Below are 13,467 nucleotides of genomic sequence, written 5' to 3' on the forward strand. Positions count from 1 at the left end.
ATTTTTTCCGGCCCGTCAGGGGCAACCCCGTTGCATCATATCTAAAATCGATAGCTGACGCCCATGCCACCCATCACGGCATCTCCCTCGTAAAAGTCGATGTTGGAGTCTGTACGGGCGTATCTCATGAGCAGGGAGAAGGCCAGGTTCTCCACGGGCAGGGGCACTTCAAGGCCCAGAGAGGCGCTGTAAGAGGTGTCTTCCCGTTTTTTATCGAAGACCGGGTGGGTTCCGTCGTAGTTCGCCTGGTGGAAAGAGACGGTGGAAAATGCCTTGCAGGCGGGGAACCGCAAGATCGCAGAGAGTTTTCCCCCGAACTGGTCGAACTGATGGGCCTTTCCGTCGGCCTCGTTGCGGAGGGCGTCTGCGGTGGCGCCCAGGATCAGGGCTCTGGTGACAGGAAGGGTCAGCCCTGCTTCGATGAAGTGGGCCTCACTGGAGCGCCTGAGGCTTGAGAGCTCCTCGTCGCTTAAGGGGTCTCCCCCTTCGGTGATGAAGGACTGGCCCGACTCCTCTTCATCGATGTCGTTGACGGCAAAGGCATAGCTCACAAAGAAGGGGGTCCCCAGGATGGAATCCGCCTTGATCTGGACACCCTGGGAGGTCCGGTCGGTCTCTGTCCTGTCCGCCCCCGTGAGGAAGGGATCTTTCCACACCTCGTCGTCAATGAGGGGAAGCTCGGGAATCCAGGCGAGGCTTAAGGCCGTGCCGTTGTCCAGGCGGTGCCGGGCGCCCACTTCAAGGAAGTAGGTCCCCTTGACAATATTGGAGGTGGGGGTACCGGCGAAAAGCTCTGTTTTGAGGTTGTCAAAGGTGTAGTTGAGGTGCCACAGGACGATGGGAATCGCCTCCGTCTCCGAGGAGGCCGACTGGTCCAGGCTGTCGATGCGCTCGTTGTCGTCTCCGACGTCGTTGAGGGCTTTGGTGGCGTGGATCACTCCGGGCATGAGGGTGATGTCGCCCTGAAAGCCGGGGGTGGGTGTCTTCATGGGATTCCCCCCCCAGGCAGCGGGGACCGTCAGGGCCAGGAGAAGGCAGGTCAGGGGGAGGTGTCGCAGCAACGTAAAAAGGTGAGTTTTCCGAGTAAGCATGTCTGGTCATTCCTCTGGTCTGGTGGTGTTGTGGAAAAACGGGCCTGTGCCGGTCTCTTATAACCTCGGCATTTCTTCGCCGGTGGTGTCTGTTGATGCTTTGCCACGGCCCACAAGTGCTTTGATGTCCTCCAGGATCATGTAGAGGCTGGGGACGAGAAGCAGGGTGATGAGGGTGGCAAAGACGATTCCGAACCCCAGGGATATGGCCATGGGGATGAGGAACCGTGCCTGTCTGGACGTTTCGAAGATCATGGGTGCCAGGCCGCCGAAGGTGGTGACGGTGGTGAGGAGGATGGGCCGGAACCTCTGGATGCCCGCCGCCTTCACTGCATCGACCACAGCCATCCCTTCTTGGCGTTTTCGGTTGGAAAAGTCAATGAAGACCAGGGAATCGTTGACCACCACCCCTGCCAGGGCCACGATGCCGAAGAGGCTCATGACCGAAAGGGAGTAGCCCATGAGCAGGTGCCCCATTACCGCTCCGATGATGCCGAAGGGAATGCAGATCATGATGATCAGGGGCTGGGCGTAGCTCCTGAAGGGCACGGCCAGAAGGGCGTAGATGAGAATCAGCGACATGAGCAGGCCCTGGATCAGGCTCTCGACGCTCTCTTTAAGGTCGGCCTGTTTGCCCTGGAAGACGTAGGTGAGGCCGGGGGTGGCGGCCACAAGGTCGGCCAGGCCGCCGTCTTCCAGGGCACTGGCCACCTGTCCGGCCTCGGCCTCGGGGATGATGTTGGCGGTGACATCGGTGATGCGTTTCTGGTTCCGTCTGTAAATGGTGGTGTAGGCCCGCCCCCTGCTCATGTCCACGGCTTCGTTCAAGGGCACTTCCATGCCTTCGGGGGAACGCAGGGTCAGGCTGAAGAGGTCCCCTTCGGTTTTGCGCTCCTCCCCTTTGAGGCGCACCATCACCTTGACCTCGTCCCGGCCTCGCTGGAGCCTCAGGGCTTCAACACCGTAATAGGCGTTTCGCACCTGCCGCGAGATCTCTTCGGCGGAGAACCCCATGCGCTCGCCTTCCGGGCGCATGATCAGGTCGAACTGCATCTTGCCGGTGGAGGAGCCGTCGTCGATGTCCCGGGCGTTGGAGAACAGGGCCAGCTCCTCGGCCAGCTCACGGCTGGCCCGTTCCAGGGTGTCGGTGTCCCGGTGCCGCAGCTCGATGGTCAGCCCCTTGCCGGAGCCCGGTCCTCCCCGGTTTGCCTCGAAGAGGCCCGACTCCACACCGGGAAGGGTCCCCACGCGCTCGCGCCAGGCACGGGTTACCTCGGTGGTACTCATGGGGCGGACTTCCGGTGGGGTCAGGAGGATCCGGATGCGGATCTCCTCTTCGTCGATGCGGGTGAGGATCCCCCGGGAGAGAGCTTCCCCGCCGTTGTCCGCCACCACCTCCTTGGCCGCGGAAACGGCAAGACTTGCGATGCGGTCCACCTCGGCGGCCGGGGTGCCGTAGGGCAGGGAGAGGTTGGCGTAGGCGTAGTCGGACTCGATGCGGGGAAAGAGCTCCATGCCCATGCGGCCGGACAGGGCCCAGGAGCCGGTGACGGCCAGGATGAAAACCCCCGTGGCCAGGGTGACGTAGCGATGCCGGAGGCACAGGGAGAGCAGGGGCCCGTAACGACGGTCCACAAAGCGGGTGAAGGCGCTGCTGAAACGGCTCTGGGCATCGGACAGGGGCTTGAGGAAACCTCCGAAGCCTTCCCTGCGGCTGTGGCCCAGGTGGGCCGGCAGGATAAAGAGGCTCTCCACCAGGGAGATGGCAAAAACGATCATCACCACGATGGGGATGCTCTTGAAGATCTTGCCCAGGAACCCCGGCACAAAGTAGATGGGCATGAAGGCTACCATGTTGGTGAGCACGCTGAAGACCACGGGTTTGGCAATCTCCCGGGCCCCTTCCACGGCCGCCGGGAGCAGGCCCATGCCCTGCTGCCGTTTGTGGTAGATGTTCTCCCCCACCACGATGGCGTCGTCCACCACAATGCCCAGGGTGACGATGAAGGCGAACATGGTGACGATGTTGATGGTAAAATCCGAAAAGGGCAGCACGAGAAAGGCCCCCAGAAACGAGATGGGGATGCCCAGGGAGACCCAGAAAGCGAGTCGGATCTCAAGGAAGACGGCCAGGATGATGAAGACCAGGGCCAGGCCGATGAAGGCATTTTTGATGAGCAGCTCCCCGCGCTGCTTGAAGATCTCGGAGAGGTCCCGCACCATGGCCGCGGAGATCCCCTCGGGCAGGGTCTGCCTGAACTGCTCCAGGGTTGCTTTGGCTGCTTCGGCCACATCGATGGGTGTCTGTTCCCCCACCCGGTAGACCTCCACCATGACGGCCGGAGAGCCGTTGAAGGTGGCGTATCGGGTGGTCTCGGCGAACCCGTCCCGCACGGTGGCCACATCCCCTATGGTGATGCGGGAACCGTCGGCAAGGGTGATGAGGGGCAGGGAGGCATAGGCCTCGTTGGTGTAGCGTTTCTCCTTCATGCGGACCAGGAGCTCGCCCCCGTCGGTTTTCAGGCTGCCGCCCGGCAGGTCCACGGAGGCGTCGCGGATGCGACGGGCCACTTCAGCCAGGGTGAGGCCGTAGCGACGCAGGTCGGCTTCGGAAACCTCCACCTGGATCTCCCGGTCGCGGATGTCTTCAAGGCTCACCTGGGTGATGGCCGGGGACTCCAAGAGCCGGGCGCGGAACTCTTCGGCCCGTTCTTTGAGCACCGAGTCCTTCTGGTCCCCGTAGACGGCAAAGGAAATGACCTCCCGGTGGCGGGCCGCAATGGCGATTTTGGGATTCTCCGCGTCCACGGGAAGGGAGGTGATGGCATCCACCTCCCGTTCGATGTCCCGGTAAAGCTGCTGGATGTCGGCCCCTTCCAGGGCCTCCACAGAGATGGTGGCACCCCCTTCGGATGAGACGGCGGTAACCTCGGCCGCTCCGTCGATACCCTGGACCGCCTCTTCCACGGCCAGGGAGACCCCGCGTTCCACCTCCTCGGGGCTGGCGCCGGGATAGGGGACGCTGATGTTGACAAAGTCCAGGTCAAACTCGGGGAAGACCTCCTGCTTGATGGATGCCCCCACAATGAGGCCGCCCACAAGCAGGACCACCATAAGAAGGTTCGAGGCAACGGCGTTGCCCGCCATCCAGGCGATGGGGCCGCGGCCCGGGTCTCTGTTTGGATCGTGTGTCATGAAAAAAACCTGCGTATCGTTGGGGGTGGTTGGACAATGAAAACAGACGAAAAGCCATCACGTCTCTCCGGCGGCAAGGTGGGCACCTTGAACGCTGGTTCCTGCTATGGCCCAGTGCATGCATTGAAACGTTTCTATTTTAGCTGTTTGCCGGACTTTTCAGTTGCTTGGCCCCCGGCTGGGCCGCCGGCGTCTTTTTTTCTCCGGTGCGGATCTTCATGCCGTCGGCAGGGGACGAGAGGTCCGAGAGGATGACGCGTTCCCCCGGGGCCAGGCCCCGGTCCGTGAAGACCGTGGAGCCTTCCCGCCAGGCGATGCGGACCGTGCGGATGCGCAGGGTGTCCCCTTCGGCCACCCACACCTCGTTTCCGTCCCGGAGGGCCCGGTCGGGCAGGGCGATGATACCGCGCAGGGGCGTGCCCTCCAGCTCCGCGGTGACGTAGCTGTTGAGCAGCAGTGGCGGGGCACCCGTGGCAGCGGCCTGTTCCATGGGATCGGCCACCTCAATGAGTACGCGGGCCATGCGGCTCGTGTCGTTCAAATCGCCCAGGACCTGCAGCAGCTGTCCCTGAAATGTCCCGCCGCTGCGGGGCAGGATGCGTGCCCGGCTTGCCTGGTCGCCGTTGTCCTTTTGGATGCGCAGCCAGGCCAGGTTTGAGACGGGCAGGGTCGCCTCCACCCACCAGACCGCATCCGAGGCCAGGGTGGCAACGGTCTGCCCCTCCGTGACCAGGGTGCCCATGGAGGCGCTGCGGGAGAGCACGATGCCATCAAAGGGCGCCTTGATCTCGCTTCGGGCCAGGTCCAGGAGGGCCTTGTCCAGGTCAGCCTCGGCCAGGGCCAGGTTTGCTTCGGCAATCTTAAGCTGGGGAAGCCGCAGGGCCAGGGATTGGTCTTTTACCCGGTGCCCCATGGTGGTCTCCATGAGGGCCAGCTCTTTTCGGGCCACTTCCTGGCTTCCCTGCTCCAGGGAGAGGTCTGCTCGGGCCTGCTGGAGCTTTGCCCCGGCCAGGGCCAGGGAGATGTCCAGGTCGGCCTTGTCGAGTTTGACCAGGGTGTCCCCTTTTTTGAATCGTCCCCCGGGCACGAGGGCGGGGGCGAGCCACTCCACCTGGCCGCCGACACGGGCCTTGAGGTCTATCTGGGAGGAGGCGCGCACCGTTCCCATGGCCGTGACGGTCACCGGGTGGTCGCTGAGCCGGGTCTCTTCCCAGCGCACCAGGGGAGGCAGGGAGGTGCGGGGGCGTTTTTCGGCCTTGGGCCTGGTCTCCATGAGATGGCTTGCAAAGAGAAAGGCTGCTGCCAGGATGAAAAGGGGCAGGCCCACACGCACAAGGAGAGGGGACAACGGGGCCTTTGGGTTCGGTTGAGGGGTGCGGATCATGATTCGGTGGGAACTCCCTTGGTCTGTTCGTTGGTACCTTCGGCGGTGGCGGTGTCACGGGCCGGTTCGGGGGCAAGGACTTGGGGCCAGCTGCCGCCCAGGGCCCGGTGCAAGGCGACGCGTTCTTTGACAAGGCGGGCTTTTTCCTGGACCAGTTTTCTCTGAAGCTCCTGGAGGTCCTTAAGCTCGTCGAGGAGGTTGACGTAGTCGGAGACCCCCTGGGTGTACTGGGTCTCTGCTTCAAGCAGGGTGATCCGGGCGGTTTCCACCTCCCGGGTGAGGGCTGCCACGGTCTCTTTTTGTCGCACCTCGCCCACGAGGCTGTTTTCCACCTCGGACAGGGCCGTCAGCACGGTGCGGCGGTAGGTGGCCAGGCGCTCTTCTGCCTGGGCCTGGGCCCTTTCTACCTCGGCTTTGCGTTTGCCCGCATCGAAGATGGGGCCGGTGAGGTTGGCGGCGAGGTTGGCCAGCCAGTTGTCAAAGAGGGTGTCCACCCCGTCCGAGGTGTATCGGGCCCTGCCCGTGATGGAGAGGGCGGGGAGGCGGTCTGCCCTGGCCGCTGAGATCTCCCACTCCTCGGCCTTGAGCCTGAGGCCCGCGGCCCGGACATCGGGCCGCATGGCCAGAAGGTCCGCCGGGATCCCCGTGGGCGGAAGGGGGCCCAGGTCGGGCAGGGAGGTGGTACGGACAGCGGGTGCCGCCCCGGGTGGTTTGCCCAGGAGCAGGGCCAGGCTGTTTTCAAGGCGGCTCTCCTGGAGCCTGAGGGAAGGCAGCTCCGAGAGCTGGCGCTCAATCACCTTTTTTTGCCTCAACACATCCACGGCAGAGACCAGGGAATTTTCAAACCGCCACGTCAGGGCGGTGAGCAGGGTCTTGTTGAGATCCATCTGTTCTTCCACCAGGGCGATTTCGTTTCGGATGGCCACCAGCGCCAGCCAGGTTTCCGCCACCTCTCCGGTGAGGGTGACCGCCGCGGTCTCCACGTCGGCACGGCTGGCCAGGAGGCGCTGGCGTTCGGACTCTTCCAGGGACTTCAGGCGGCCCCAGAGGTCCACCTCGTAGGAGGCTGCAAGGCCCAGGGAGACGGTATCTGTGCTCTCCTCGGTGGTGTCGTCTCCTCCCCGCCATGTTGTTTCGGCCCCGGCTTCTCCGGAAAGGGTCGGGTAAAGGGCCGCCCCTTTGGCCTTGTGCTGGGCCGCACTCTGCTTCAGGCGGGCCCAGGCCTCCTGGAGGGTGAGGCTGTCTGAAAGGGCGTCGTCCATGAGCCCGTTGAGCTCCTCATTGTCAAAGGAGAGCCACCAGCGGCTCCCTTCCGCAGGGGAGTCCTGGGGGTAGAGGGTATAGCGCTCCGGAAGGGGAAGGGGAGCCGGGCCCGTTTGCTGGGGCGCAAAGGGGGTGCAGGCTGCAACGGTCAAGAGAAGGACGGCCAGCCAGGCCTTGAAATGCAGATGTCGAAACAAAAGGGGCATGCGGATCCTTAAAAAAAGAAAAAAATTAAGCGGCCGAGGCCTGCAGTCGTTTGCGAAGGCTGCGCCGGGCCCTCACGAGGAGGGATTCCACGGCGGAGAGGGAGAGGCCCATGACCTCTGAGATCTCCGCGTAGCTGAGCTCCTGGGTGTGGCGCAGCACCATGGCCGTGCGCTGGTTTTCCGGGAGGTTGTCCAGGGCACGGGAGAGGGAGTGCTGCCCCTCTTTGCGGCTCAGGGTGTCGAAGGCCGAAGGGCCGGGGTCCATGTCCACGGTGCCGTTGAGGGGCTCGGGGCGCTTTTTTCGGGCCGCGTCGATGAGCAGGTTGCGGCAGACCTTATACAGATAGGCTTTCACGCTGCCCGAGGTGTCGAAGCGGTGCCGGTTTCTGAACAGGCGCAAAAAGGTCTCCTGGACGGCATCTTCGGCCTCCTCCCGTACCTTGCAGAACCGCAGGGCAAAGCTGTAGAGACCGGGCTGATGGCGCTCCACCAGCTCGCGAAAGGCCCGCTCCTTTTCAAGGGCAAGGGCCCTCATCAGGTCGGCATCGTCCAGTGCTTTCCACGGTGTTCCAAGGTTCATGGTACGGGGTGTCCAAAGACTTTAGTGAGCCGTCTTTTTCCAGGCGGCCATTCTCTCCCGGTGCGGGCGAATCAGTTCAGCAGCGTTGGCGTACATCATGGCCATTTTGTCCGGCGGCAACAGGCGGCGCATGCTTAAAGAATAATTCATAGTTGGGGCGGAGATGTCGGCTTCGATGCGCTCTTCTTCCGCGTGGAACGTCTTTAAATCCGCCCGGGAAAGGGCGGGGTTTTTTTCAAGCCGGGCCAGGGTCTCGAGTTTGTGGTCGAGTTTTTTCACGATGAGCCTGGTGCGCTTTTCCATGAAGGTCTCGAGCAGGTCCGTGGCTTGTCGAAGGGTCGCTTCGGGAAGGTCGAGGCCTTTCAGCAGCTCCAGGTGACGCGAGTACGCCCGGAACGGGTGCTTTGCCTCCCCGTGCTCCGAAGGGGGGCTCCACACAAAGGCCGCAACGAGAAATCCGGCGTTGAGGCAGAGGGAGAAGGCCAGGAGAAGGAGAATAATTCGTCGGTTCATAGGACATCCCCGTTGTCGCTGATCAGGTAGCCGAGGAAGGGGTCCTCCTGGGCCAGGGGTTGGGCCGCCTCATACGCGGGGCGGTCAAGGCCCCGGGTGGTAAGGGACGCATACCCAAGGAGCCCTCCGGCCATGAGCCCCACGGCCACGGCCGCCCAGCCGACGCGGCCGAAAAGAGCACCGATGAGGTTGAAGGTGACGGGGCGGCTTGCCTCCTCACGGCGTCGGGCAAGAAGGATCCGGGTTACCATCTTCCTGTCCGGCGGGAGGGAGGGCAGGCCCTTGAGGTCGTCAAAAAGAAGGGCCAGCTCATCAACTTCCCGGCGGCAGCGCAGGCACTGGGAGAGATGGGCTTCGACAGCTTTTTCACCCTGCCTGTCAAGGGCGTTGTCCACATAGGCGTGGAGGGTTTCGTCTAAAGGGTGTTCCATAGCGGTCACCTCGGGCTTTGGCCTGGTTCAGCGGATTGAGGTCAATGTATTGCAGGCTGCTGGCGTCGCAAGGGGGCGTGGCCCTGAACAGTGGCCGGCGGCATGCGGTTCTTGGTCGTTTTTCAAGCTACCATGGTTATACATACAACGAACGCCCCTCCAAAATCCTGCGCTTTTTCATGTGCCCTCTTTTTGAACCAGGAAAAAAAGTGACTTGTGCGCGCCAGGGAGGGGCCTGTATGGTGGAGGTGATTTTCTTCGCGGAGGAAAACGTCCGTGGGCACCCACAGCGATGAGAGGAGGCGAAATGAGCGATTCCTTGACGGTGTTTGAGAAGACCTACGGCTGGTACCTGAAGCAGCTTGCGACGTGTGATTACCTGAGCCGGGCAGAGCGCCTGGGTGCCTCGGTGCACGACGACTCCCTGGTGTTTTCTTTCCTCAACGATTCCATGTCGGTCTCGCGCATCGGGGTCGTCGGGCCCGGGGGCAAGGCCCCGGGGTTTTCCGAAAGCATCGTCCTGATGAACTACATCCTCCGCTGTCCGGAGGCGCTTCCCGTCCGCGGTGACTGGATCACCTACCGGGAGGTCGAGGGCTCCGGCCCCCTGGCTGTCTATTTTTCCGACAATGCCTTAAAACCCATTCAACACCGATTCGCCGGGCACCTGCCCGGGTTGAGGGAGGCGTGCGCCCTGCTCGGCGGCAGGGAGGACGCCGGGGCAGAAAGTTACGACCTGGCCGCCACCTTTTCCCTTCTTCCCCGCATCCCCCTGGGCCTGCGTTTCAATGATGCCGACGAAGAGTTCCCAGCCTCATGCACCCTCTTGTTTGCCTCGGATGTGTCGGCCTGGCTCGATGCCGAGTCCCTGGCCATTCTGGCGGTGCTTTTTGCCCAGAAACTTGTGACCGGGGACTGATGTCCGGCGATTTGCGGGCGGTCAGGCCTTGATGCCTTCGATGACGGCGGTGCCCTTGGGGCTTCCGTAGTCGATGCGGCGGATGGCGGTGAGCCCGCTTTGTTCCATCATCGATCCCAGCTCCGAATAGCTGTAGGCCCTTCCGTGGTCGGTGACGGCCAGCATGTTGAGGCTGAACAGAGCCGGGAAGAGCGGGCTGTCCTTGGTGTCTTCCAGAATGAATTCATGGATGAGGAGCTTGCCGCCGGGGTGGAGGGCGGATGAGGCCTTGGCAATGACGGAGAGGGCCTGGCCTTCGCTTTCACCGTGAAGGATATGGGAGAGCCAGGCCGCGTCGAAGCGGTCGGCGTCGCCAAAGGTGTGACGGATGAAATCAAAGGGGACAAACCCCACGCGGTCTCCCATGAGGTGCTTGTCGATGATGCTCACGGCAAAGGGTTCGGTGCCTTCCAGATCGTACACCCAGGCCCTGAGCTGGGGGTTCTTTTTGCAGAACTGGATGGCGTAGGTGCCGGGGCCTCCCCCCAGATCAAGAAGGGTGGCGCAGTCGGAGAGGTCCACGGCGTCGGCAACAGCCGGAGCCGAAAGGGAGGCGTTGTTGTACATCCCCAGCAGAAAACTCTCCTGCTCTTCATCGCTGCGGTTTGTCTCCTCGTGACGGACCGGGCCACCGGTGAGGGCCGCCTCGTCCAGCCGTTCCCAGGAGGCCACCAGGTGGTGGTGGTGCATGAGGATGTGGCCCATGTAGTCCGGGGATTCCCGGGTAAGGTATTTCAGGGCAAAGGGTGGGTTGGTGAAGGTCTCCCCGGCCTTGGCAAGGAGCCCCATGGCGGACAGGGCGTTGAGAAGGATCCCAAGCCCCCGGGGGTCGCCGTGGATCCGATCCGCGATTTGCCGGGCCGAAAGGGTCTCCCCTCCGATGAGGGTGAAGATACCGAGTTTGACCCCGGTGTGGATGGTGCAGCTCTGCCAGTACGCGCCTGAGGCTTCCATGAGTGAGGCCGGATTCCATTGTTCTTCGGACATGATGTCTCCTCCCGGTTGACATTGCGGTGTGAAACGGGCATATGACGGTGTCATTTTATCTTTAATGCGCCGGATTGTCGAGGTTCGCCTGCGCCTTACGGGTCAGGGGACGTTGCCTCAAGAGGTGAGTTGAGATAGGATGACCATCGTTTAAGTAACCTGATCATGCATAACAATAGTGAGAACCCTTGCGAATTGGCCGGGGACAATGGTTATCCTGCGACGCGGTTGATAACTGATCGGAATGTCTTTTGATAAGTTAAGGAGTCCATAACGTGAAACAGAGATTTTTCATCGTGGTGCTGCTTCTGGTATGCGGTTTGGCTACTTGGCGCCCCGCCACCTCACCCTGGGGCTCATCGCCGACGATACGAGCGGCGACATGGCCCGGTTTCTGGAGCTCGTTCACCAGGAAATGGACCTGCTGGCCGGTGCCCGGTACACCTACACCCTTGGGGAGGGCAAGGGCGGGACCATCGACTGGAGTGCCGATAAGGCGCGCGCGCTTTATCGGGAGCTGGTGGCCGACCCCGAGGTGGACCTCATTGTCTCCATCGGGGTGGTGAGTTCCTCGGTGGTTGCCGACTCCGGTCCCTACACCAAGCCCGTGATTGCCGTGGGCATCATGGATTCGGTGCTCCAGGGGGTCCGGGACGGGGACGAAGACCGATCCGGCATCGCAAACCTTACCTATGTCCATTTCAACCACTCCATCACCGAGGACCTGCTCCTGTTTCGCCGTCTGACCTCCTTTGAGGAAGTGGGCATCGTCTTTGATCCGTCGGTGGTCGATGTGATCCAAAAAAAAGAGGCGGAGCTGGACAAGGCCCTGAAGCCCGAGTCCGGGTACCGCATTGTGGCGTCCAACAAGGGGGTCAACGAGGTGCTGGCCGAACTCAGCGGGGTGGATGCCGTGTACGTGGGGTACATGGGGGCCCAGGAAGAGGTGGGGCGCCCCGCCCTGGTCCAGGCCTTGAAAGAGATGAAGATCCCCACCTTCGGTGCCACCCTCCGGGATGTGCGCCAGGGGGTCCTGGCCTCTGCCTCTCCGGAGGGGACCTATAACCGGGTGGCCAGGCGGGTAGCCCTGAACATCGACGGGTGGGTCGGGGGCGACAGGCTGGCCAATCTTCCCGTGAACATGGACTTTGAGGTGGCCCTGACCATCAACATGGAGACGGCGCGGGCCATTGGCTTTTCTCCCTCCTTTGAGATGCTCTCCGGGGCCGAGCTCATGGGAGACCTTCAGGAAGGCGGTGCCTTTTACACCTTGCCGGAAGCGGTGAACAGTGCCCTTATCGCCAACCCGGACCTGCGCATCAACACCTTTGATGTCCGGCAGGCCAAAGAGGCTGTTCGCCTTGCCGGCACCTCGTTTCTTCCCGACGTGAAGCTGGTGAGAATTCTACTACATCGATGAGGATGTGGCCGCAACCTCCAACAACACCCAGGCCGAGCGCACCACCTCGGGCAGCGCCGTGGTGGAGCAGCTGATCTATTCCGACGAGGCCATCGGCAACATCTCCAGCCAGAAGGACCTGCTGGCCGCCGAACAGGACAGCAGGCATGCCCTGGTCCTGGATACGGTGTTCGACACCACCGTGGCCTTCACCGATCTTCTCAAGGCGCGCACCGAAGAGAAGGTCCAGATGGACAACCTGGCCCTTATCCGGAAAAACCTTGTCATCGCCAAGCAGCGCGAAGAGGCCGGGTACGCAGGCTCCGGGGACGTGTTCAGCTGGGAGAGCCGCCTGGCAACGGCCAGGGCCTCGCTGTTCACGGCGCGGTCCAATGTCAATGTGGCGTCACGGAACCTGAACCTTATCATGGGGGTTCCCATCGACCAGAAGACCCGGGCCCTGGATGCCGGCCTGGATAATTTTATGGCCGGAAGCTATCTGGTGAGAAGTGTCGAAGGGCGGCTGAACAACACCGAGGGGTTTGAAATGTACCTGGAGTTTCTGGTGGCGGAGGCCATCGAGAATGCCCCGGAGCTGGCGGCCCTTTCCAGCAATATTTCTGCGGTGCAGACCCGTGCGGGGGTGCTGTCCAGAAAGAACTGGGTCCCCACGGTGAGCGCGGCAGGCACCTGGGTCCGGGATATGGATCGCGGGGGCGCCGGGTCCGATGACACCCTCTTTTACCATGAAGAACGATGGGACGCCTCGGTCCAGCTCACCTGGACCCTGTTTTCCGGGGGGGAGAATCGTGTGGAGCTTGCCAGGGAGCGCCTGACACTGGCCCAGCTGGAAGAGAAGAGGCGAAAGGCCGAAAAAGAGATCGAACTTGCCGTGCGGGTGGCCCTTCTGGACACCATCACACGTTATGTGAACCGGGAACAGGCCGTGAGGTCGGCTGAGTACGCCAAAAAAAGCCTGGACCTCATCGCCGACTCCTACGCCAAGGGGAAGGCCTCCCTCACCGACCTGGTGGAGGCCCAGAACTCGTCGTTGACGGCGGATCTTGAGGCCACCAACGCCATTTACGAGCAGGTGAGGGCGCTTTTGAAGCTTGAGCGCACCGTGGGCAAAATGACCCTGGTCTCCGATCCTGCGGAGACGGAAGCCTTTGCCGGGCGAATTCGGGCCTTGTTCGATCAGTGATCAGGTATTGCGTATCAACACAGAATATATCATCAGGACCTGCAGTCAGAGAGGCTGTGAGCATGGGAGATGACCTTATGGGATGGAAAAAGAAGGCCGTATGTGGTGTGGCTGCGGGGCTTTTGGTCGCGATGACCGGCTGCGGCGGCGATAAGCAGCAGGAACCCGAAGTGATCCGGGCGGTGAAGTACCGTGAGGTGGCGCCGATTCCCACCCACCTGGAGCGGCGGTTTTCCGGCATCACCAAGGCCGGGGA

The 13,467-nt window shown here is 62.3% G+C and carries 11 protein-coding genes; 3 read left to right on the plus strand and 8 right to left on the minus strand.

Annotation, left to right across the window (positions count from 1 at the left end):
• Positions 1 to 41: 41 nt before the first annotated feature.
• The 7 genes from ACOYW1_RS02945 to ACOYW1_RS02975 form a co-directional block, all read right to left on the minus strand.
• Positions 42 to 1,091 (minus strand): DUF2860 family protein, encoded by a 1,050-nt coding sequence (locus ACOYW1_RS02945; RefSeq protein WP_482415104.1) that lies wholly within the window; start codon positions 1,089 to 1,091, stop codon positions 42 to 44.
• A 57-nt stretch (positions 1,092 to 1,148) separates the two neighbouring features.
• Positions 1,149 to 4,286 (minus strand): efflux RND transporter permease subunit, encoded by a 3,138-nt coding sequence (locus tag ACOYW1_RS02950; RefSeq protein ID WP_482421592.1) that lies wholly within the window; start codon positions 4,284 to 4,286, stop codon positions 1,149 to 1,151.
• Between the two features lie 139 nt (positions 4,287 to 4,425).
• The gene (locus ACOYW1_RS02955) at positions 4,426 to 5,670 is read right to left on the minus strand and encodes an efflux RND transporter periplasmic adaptor subunit (RefSeq protein WP_482421593.1); all 1,245 of its coding nucleotides are present in this window, start codon (positions 5,668 to 5,670) and stop codon (positions 4,426 to 4,428) included.
• On the minus strand, positions 5,667 to 7,139 hold the full coding sequence (locus tag ACOYW1_RS02960) for an efflux transporter outer membrane subunit (protein WP_482421594.1): 1,473 nt from the start codon (positions 7,137 to 7,139) through the stop codon (positions 5,667 to 5,669). Before ACOYW1_RS02960 ends, ACOYW1_RS02955 begins: the two co-directional genes overlap by 4 nt.
• A gap of 25 nt (positions 7,140 to 7,164) precedes the next feature.
• Positions 7,165 to 7,719: an RNA polymerase sigma factor gene (locus tag ACOYW1_RS02965; protein WP_180136770.1), complete on the minus strand. Its 555-nt coding sequence runs from the start codon at positions 7,717 to 7,719 to the stop codon at positions 7,165 to 7,167.
• A gap of 21 nt (positions 7,720 to 7,740) precedes the next feature.
• Positions 7,741 to 8,232: a hypothetical protein gene (locus ACOYW1_RS02970; RefSeq protein WP_482421595.1), complete on the minus strand. Its 492-nt coding sequence runs from the start codon at positions 8,230 to 8,232 to the stop codon at positions 7,741 to 7,743.
• On the minus strand, positions 8,229 to 8,663 hold the full coding sequence (locus tag ACOYW1_RS02975) for an anti-sigma factor family protein (protein ID WP_482421596.1): 435 nt from the start codon (positions 8,661 to 8,663) through the stop codon (positions 8,229 to 8,231). The genes ACOYW1_RS02970 and ACOYW1_RS02975 overlap by 4 nt, the downstream gene beginning before the upstream one ends.
• Before the next feature lie 307 nt (positions 8,664 to 8,970).
• Here ACOYW1_RS02975 and ACOYW1_RS02980 point away from each other — a divergent pair, with 307 nt between their 5' ends.
• Positions 8,971 to 9,582: a DUF3786 domain-containing protein gene (locus ACOYW1_RS02980; RefSeq protein WP_482421597.1), complete on the plus strand. Its 612-nt coding sequence runs from the start codon at positions 8,971 to 8,973 to the stop codon at positions 9,580 to 9,582.
• Positions 9,583 to 9,603: 21 nt separating this feature from the next.
• Here ACOYW1_RS02980 and ACOYW1_RS02985 read toward each other — a convergent pair whose 3' ends face one another.
• Positions 9,604 to 10,608 (minus strand): methyltransferase, encoded by a 1,005-nt coding sequence (locus ACOYW1_RS02985; RefSeq protein WP_482415112.1) that lies wholly within the window; start codon positions 10,606 to 10,608, stop codon positions 9,604 to 9,606.
• A 313-nt stretch (positions 10,609 to 10,921) separates the two neighbouring features.
• On the opposite strand from ACOYW1_RS02985, the gene ACOYW1_RS02990 reads away from it, so the two are divergent.
• Together ACOYW1_RS02990 and ACOYW1_RS02995 are read left to right on the plus strand one after the other, a co-directional pair.
• Positions 10,922 to 12,028, plus strand: coding sequence for a hypothetical protein (locus tag ACOYW1_RS02990; RefSeq protein WP_482421598.1), 1,107 nt, complete (start codon positions 10,922 to 10,924; stop codon positions 12,026 to 12,028).
• A gap of 4 nt (positions 12,029 to 12,032) precedes the next feature.
• Positions 12,033 to 13,211 (plus strand): TolC family protein, encoded by a 1,179-nt coding sequence (locus ACOYW1_RS02995; protein ID WP_482421599.1) that lies wholly within the window; start codon positions 12,033 to 12,035, stop codon positions 13,209 to 13,211.
• Positions 13,212 to 13,467: the final 256 nt, after the last annotated feature.

The organism is Desulfoluna sp. CYM3A (assembly GCF_056829965.1).

What these genes read in the sequence shown, in the direction of transcription:
- ACOYW1_RS02980 (WP_482421597.1), top strand. Translation starts at nt 8,971, where the DNA reads ATGAGCGATTCCTTGACGGTGTTTGAGAAGACCTACGGCTGGTACCTG.
- ACOYW1_RS02960 (WP_482421594.1), bottom strand. Translation starts at nt 7,139, where the DNA reads ATGCCCCTTTTGTTTCGACATCTGCATTTCAAGGCCTGGCTGGCCGTC.
- ACOYW1_RS02950 (WP_482421592.1), bottom strand. Translation starts at nt 4,286, where the DNA reads ATGACACACGATCCAAACAGAGACCCGGGCCGCGGCCCCATCGCCTGG.
- ACOYW1_RS02990 (WP_482421598.1), top strand. Translation starts at nt 10,922, where the DNA reads ATGCGGTTTGGCTACTTGGCGCCCCGCCACCTCACCCTGGGGCTCATC.
- ACOYW1_RS02985 (WP_482415112.1), bottom strand. Translation starts at nt 10,608, where the DNA reads ATGTCCGAAGAACAATGGAATCCGGCCTCACTCATGGAAGCCTCAGGC.
- ACOYW1_RS02945 (WP_482415104.1), bottom strand. Translation starts at nt 1,091, where the DNA reads ATGCTTACTCGGAAAACTCACCTTTTTACGTTGCTGCGACACCTCCCC.
- ACOYW1_RS02970 (WP_482421595.1), bottom strand. Translation starts at nt 8,232, where the DNA reads ATGAACCGACGAATTATTCTCCTTCTCCTGGCCTTCTCCCTCTGCCTC.
- ACOYW1_RS02975 (WP_482421596.1), bottom strand. Translation starts at nt 8,663, where the DNA reads ATGGAACACCCTTTAGACGAAACCCTCCACGCCTATGTGGACAACGCC.
- ACOYW1_RS02955 (WP_482421593.1), bottom strand. Translation starts at nt 5,670, where the DNA reads ATGATCCGCACCCCTCAACCGAACCCAAAGGCCCCGTTGTCCCCTCTC.
- ACOYW1_RS02965 (WP_180136770.1), bottom strand. Translation starts at nt 7,719, where the DNA reads ATGAACCTTGGAACACCGTGGAAAGCACTGGACGATGCCGACCTGATG.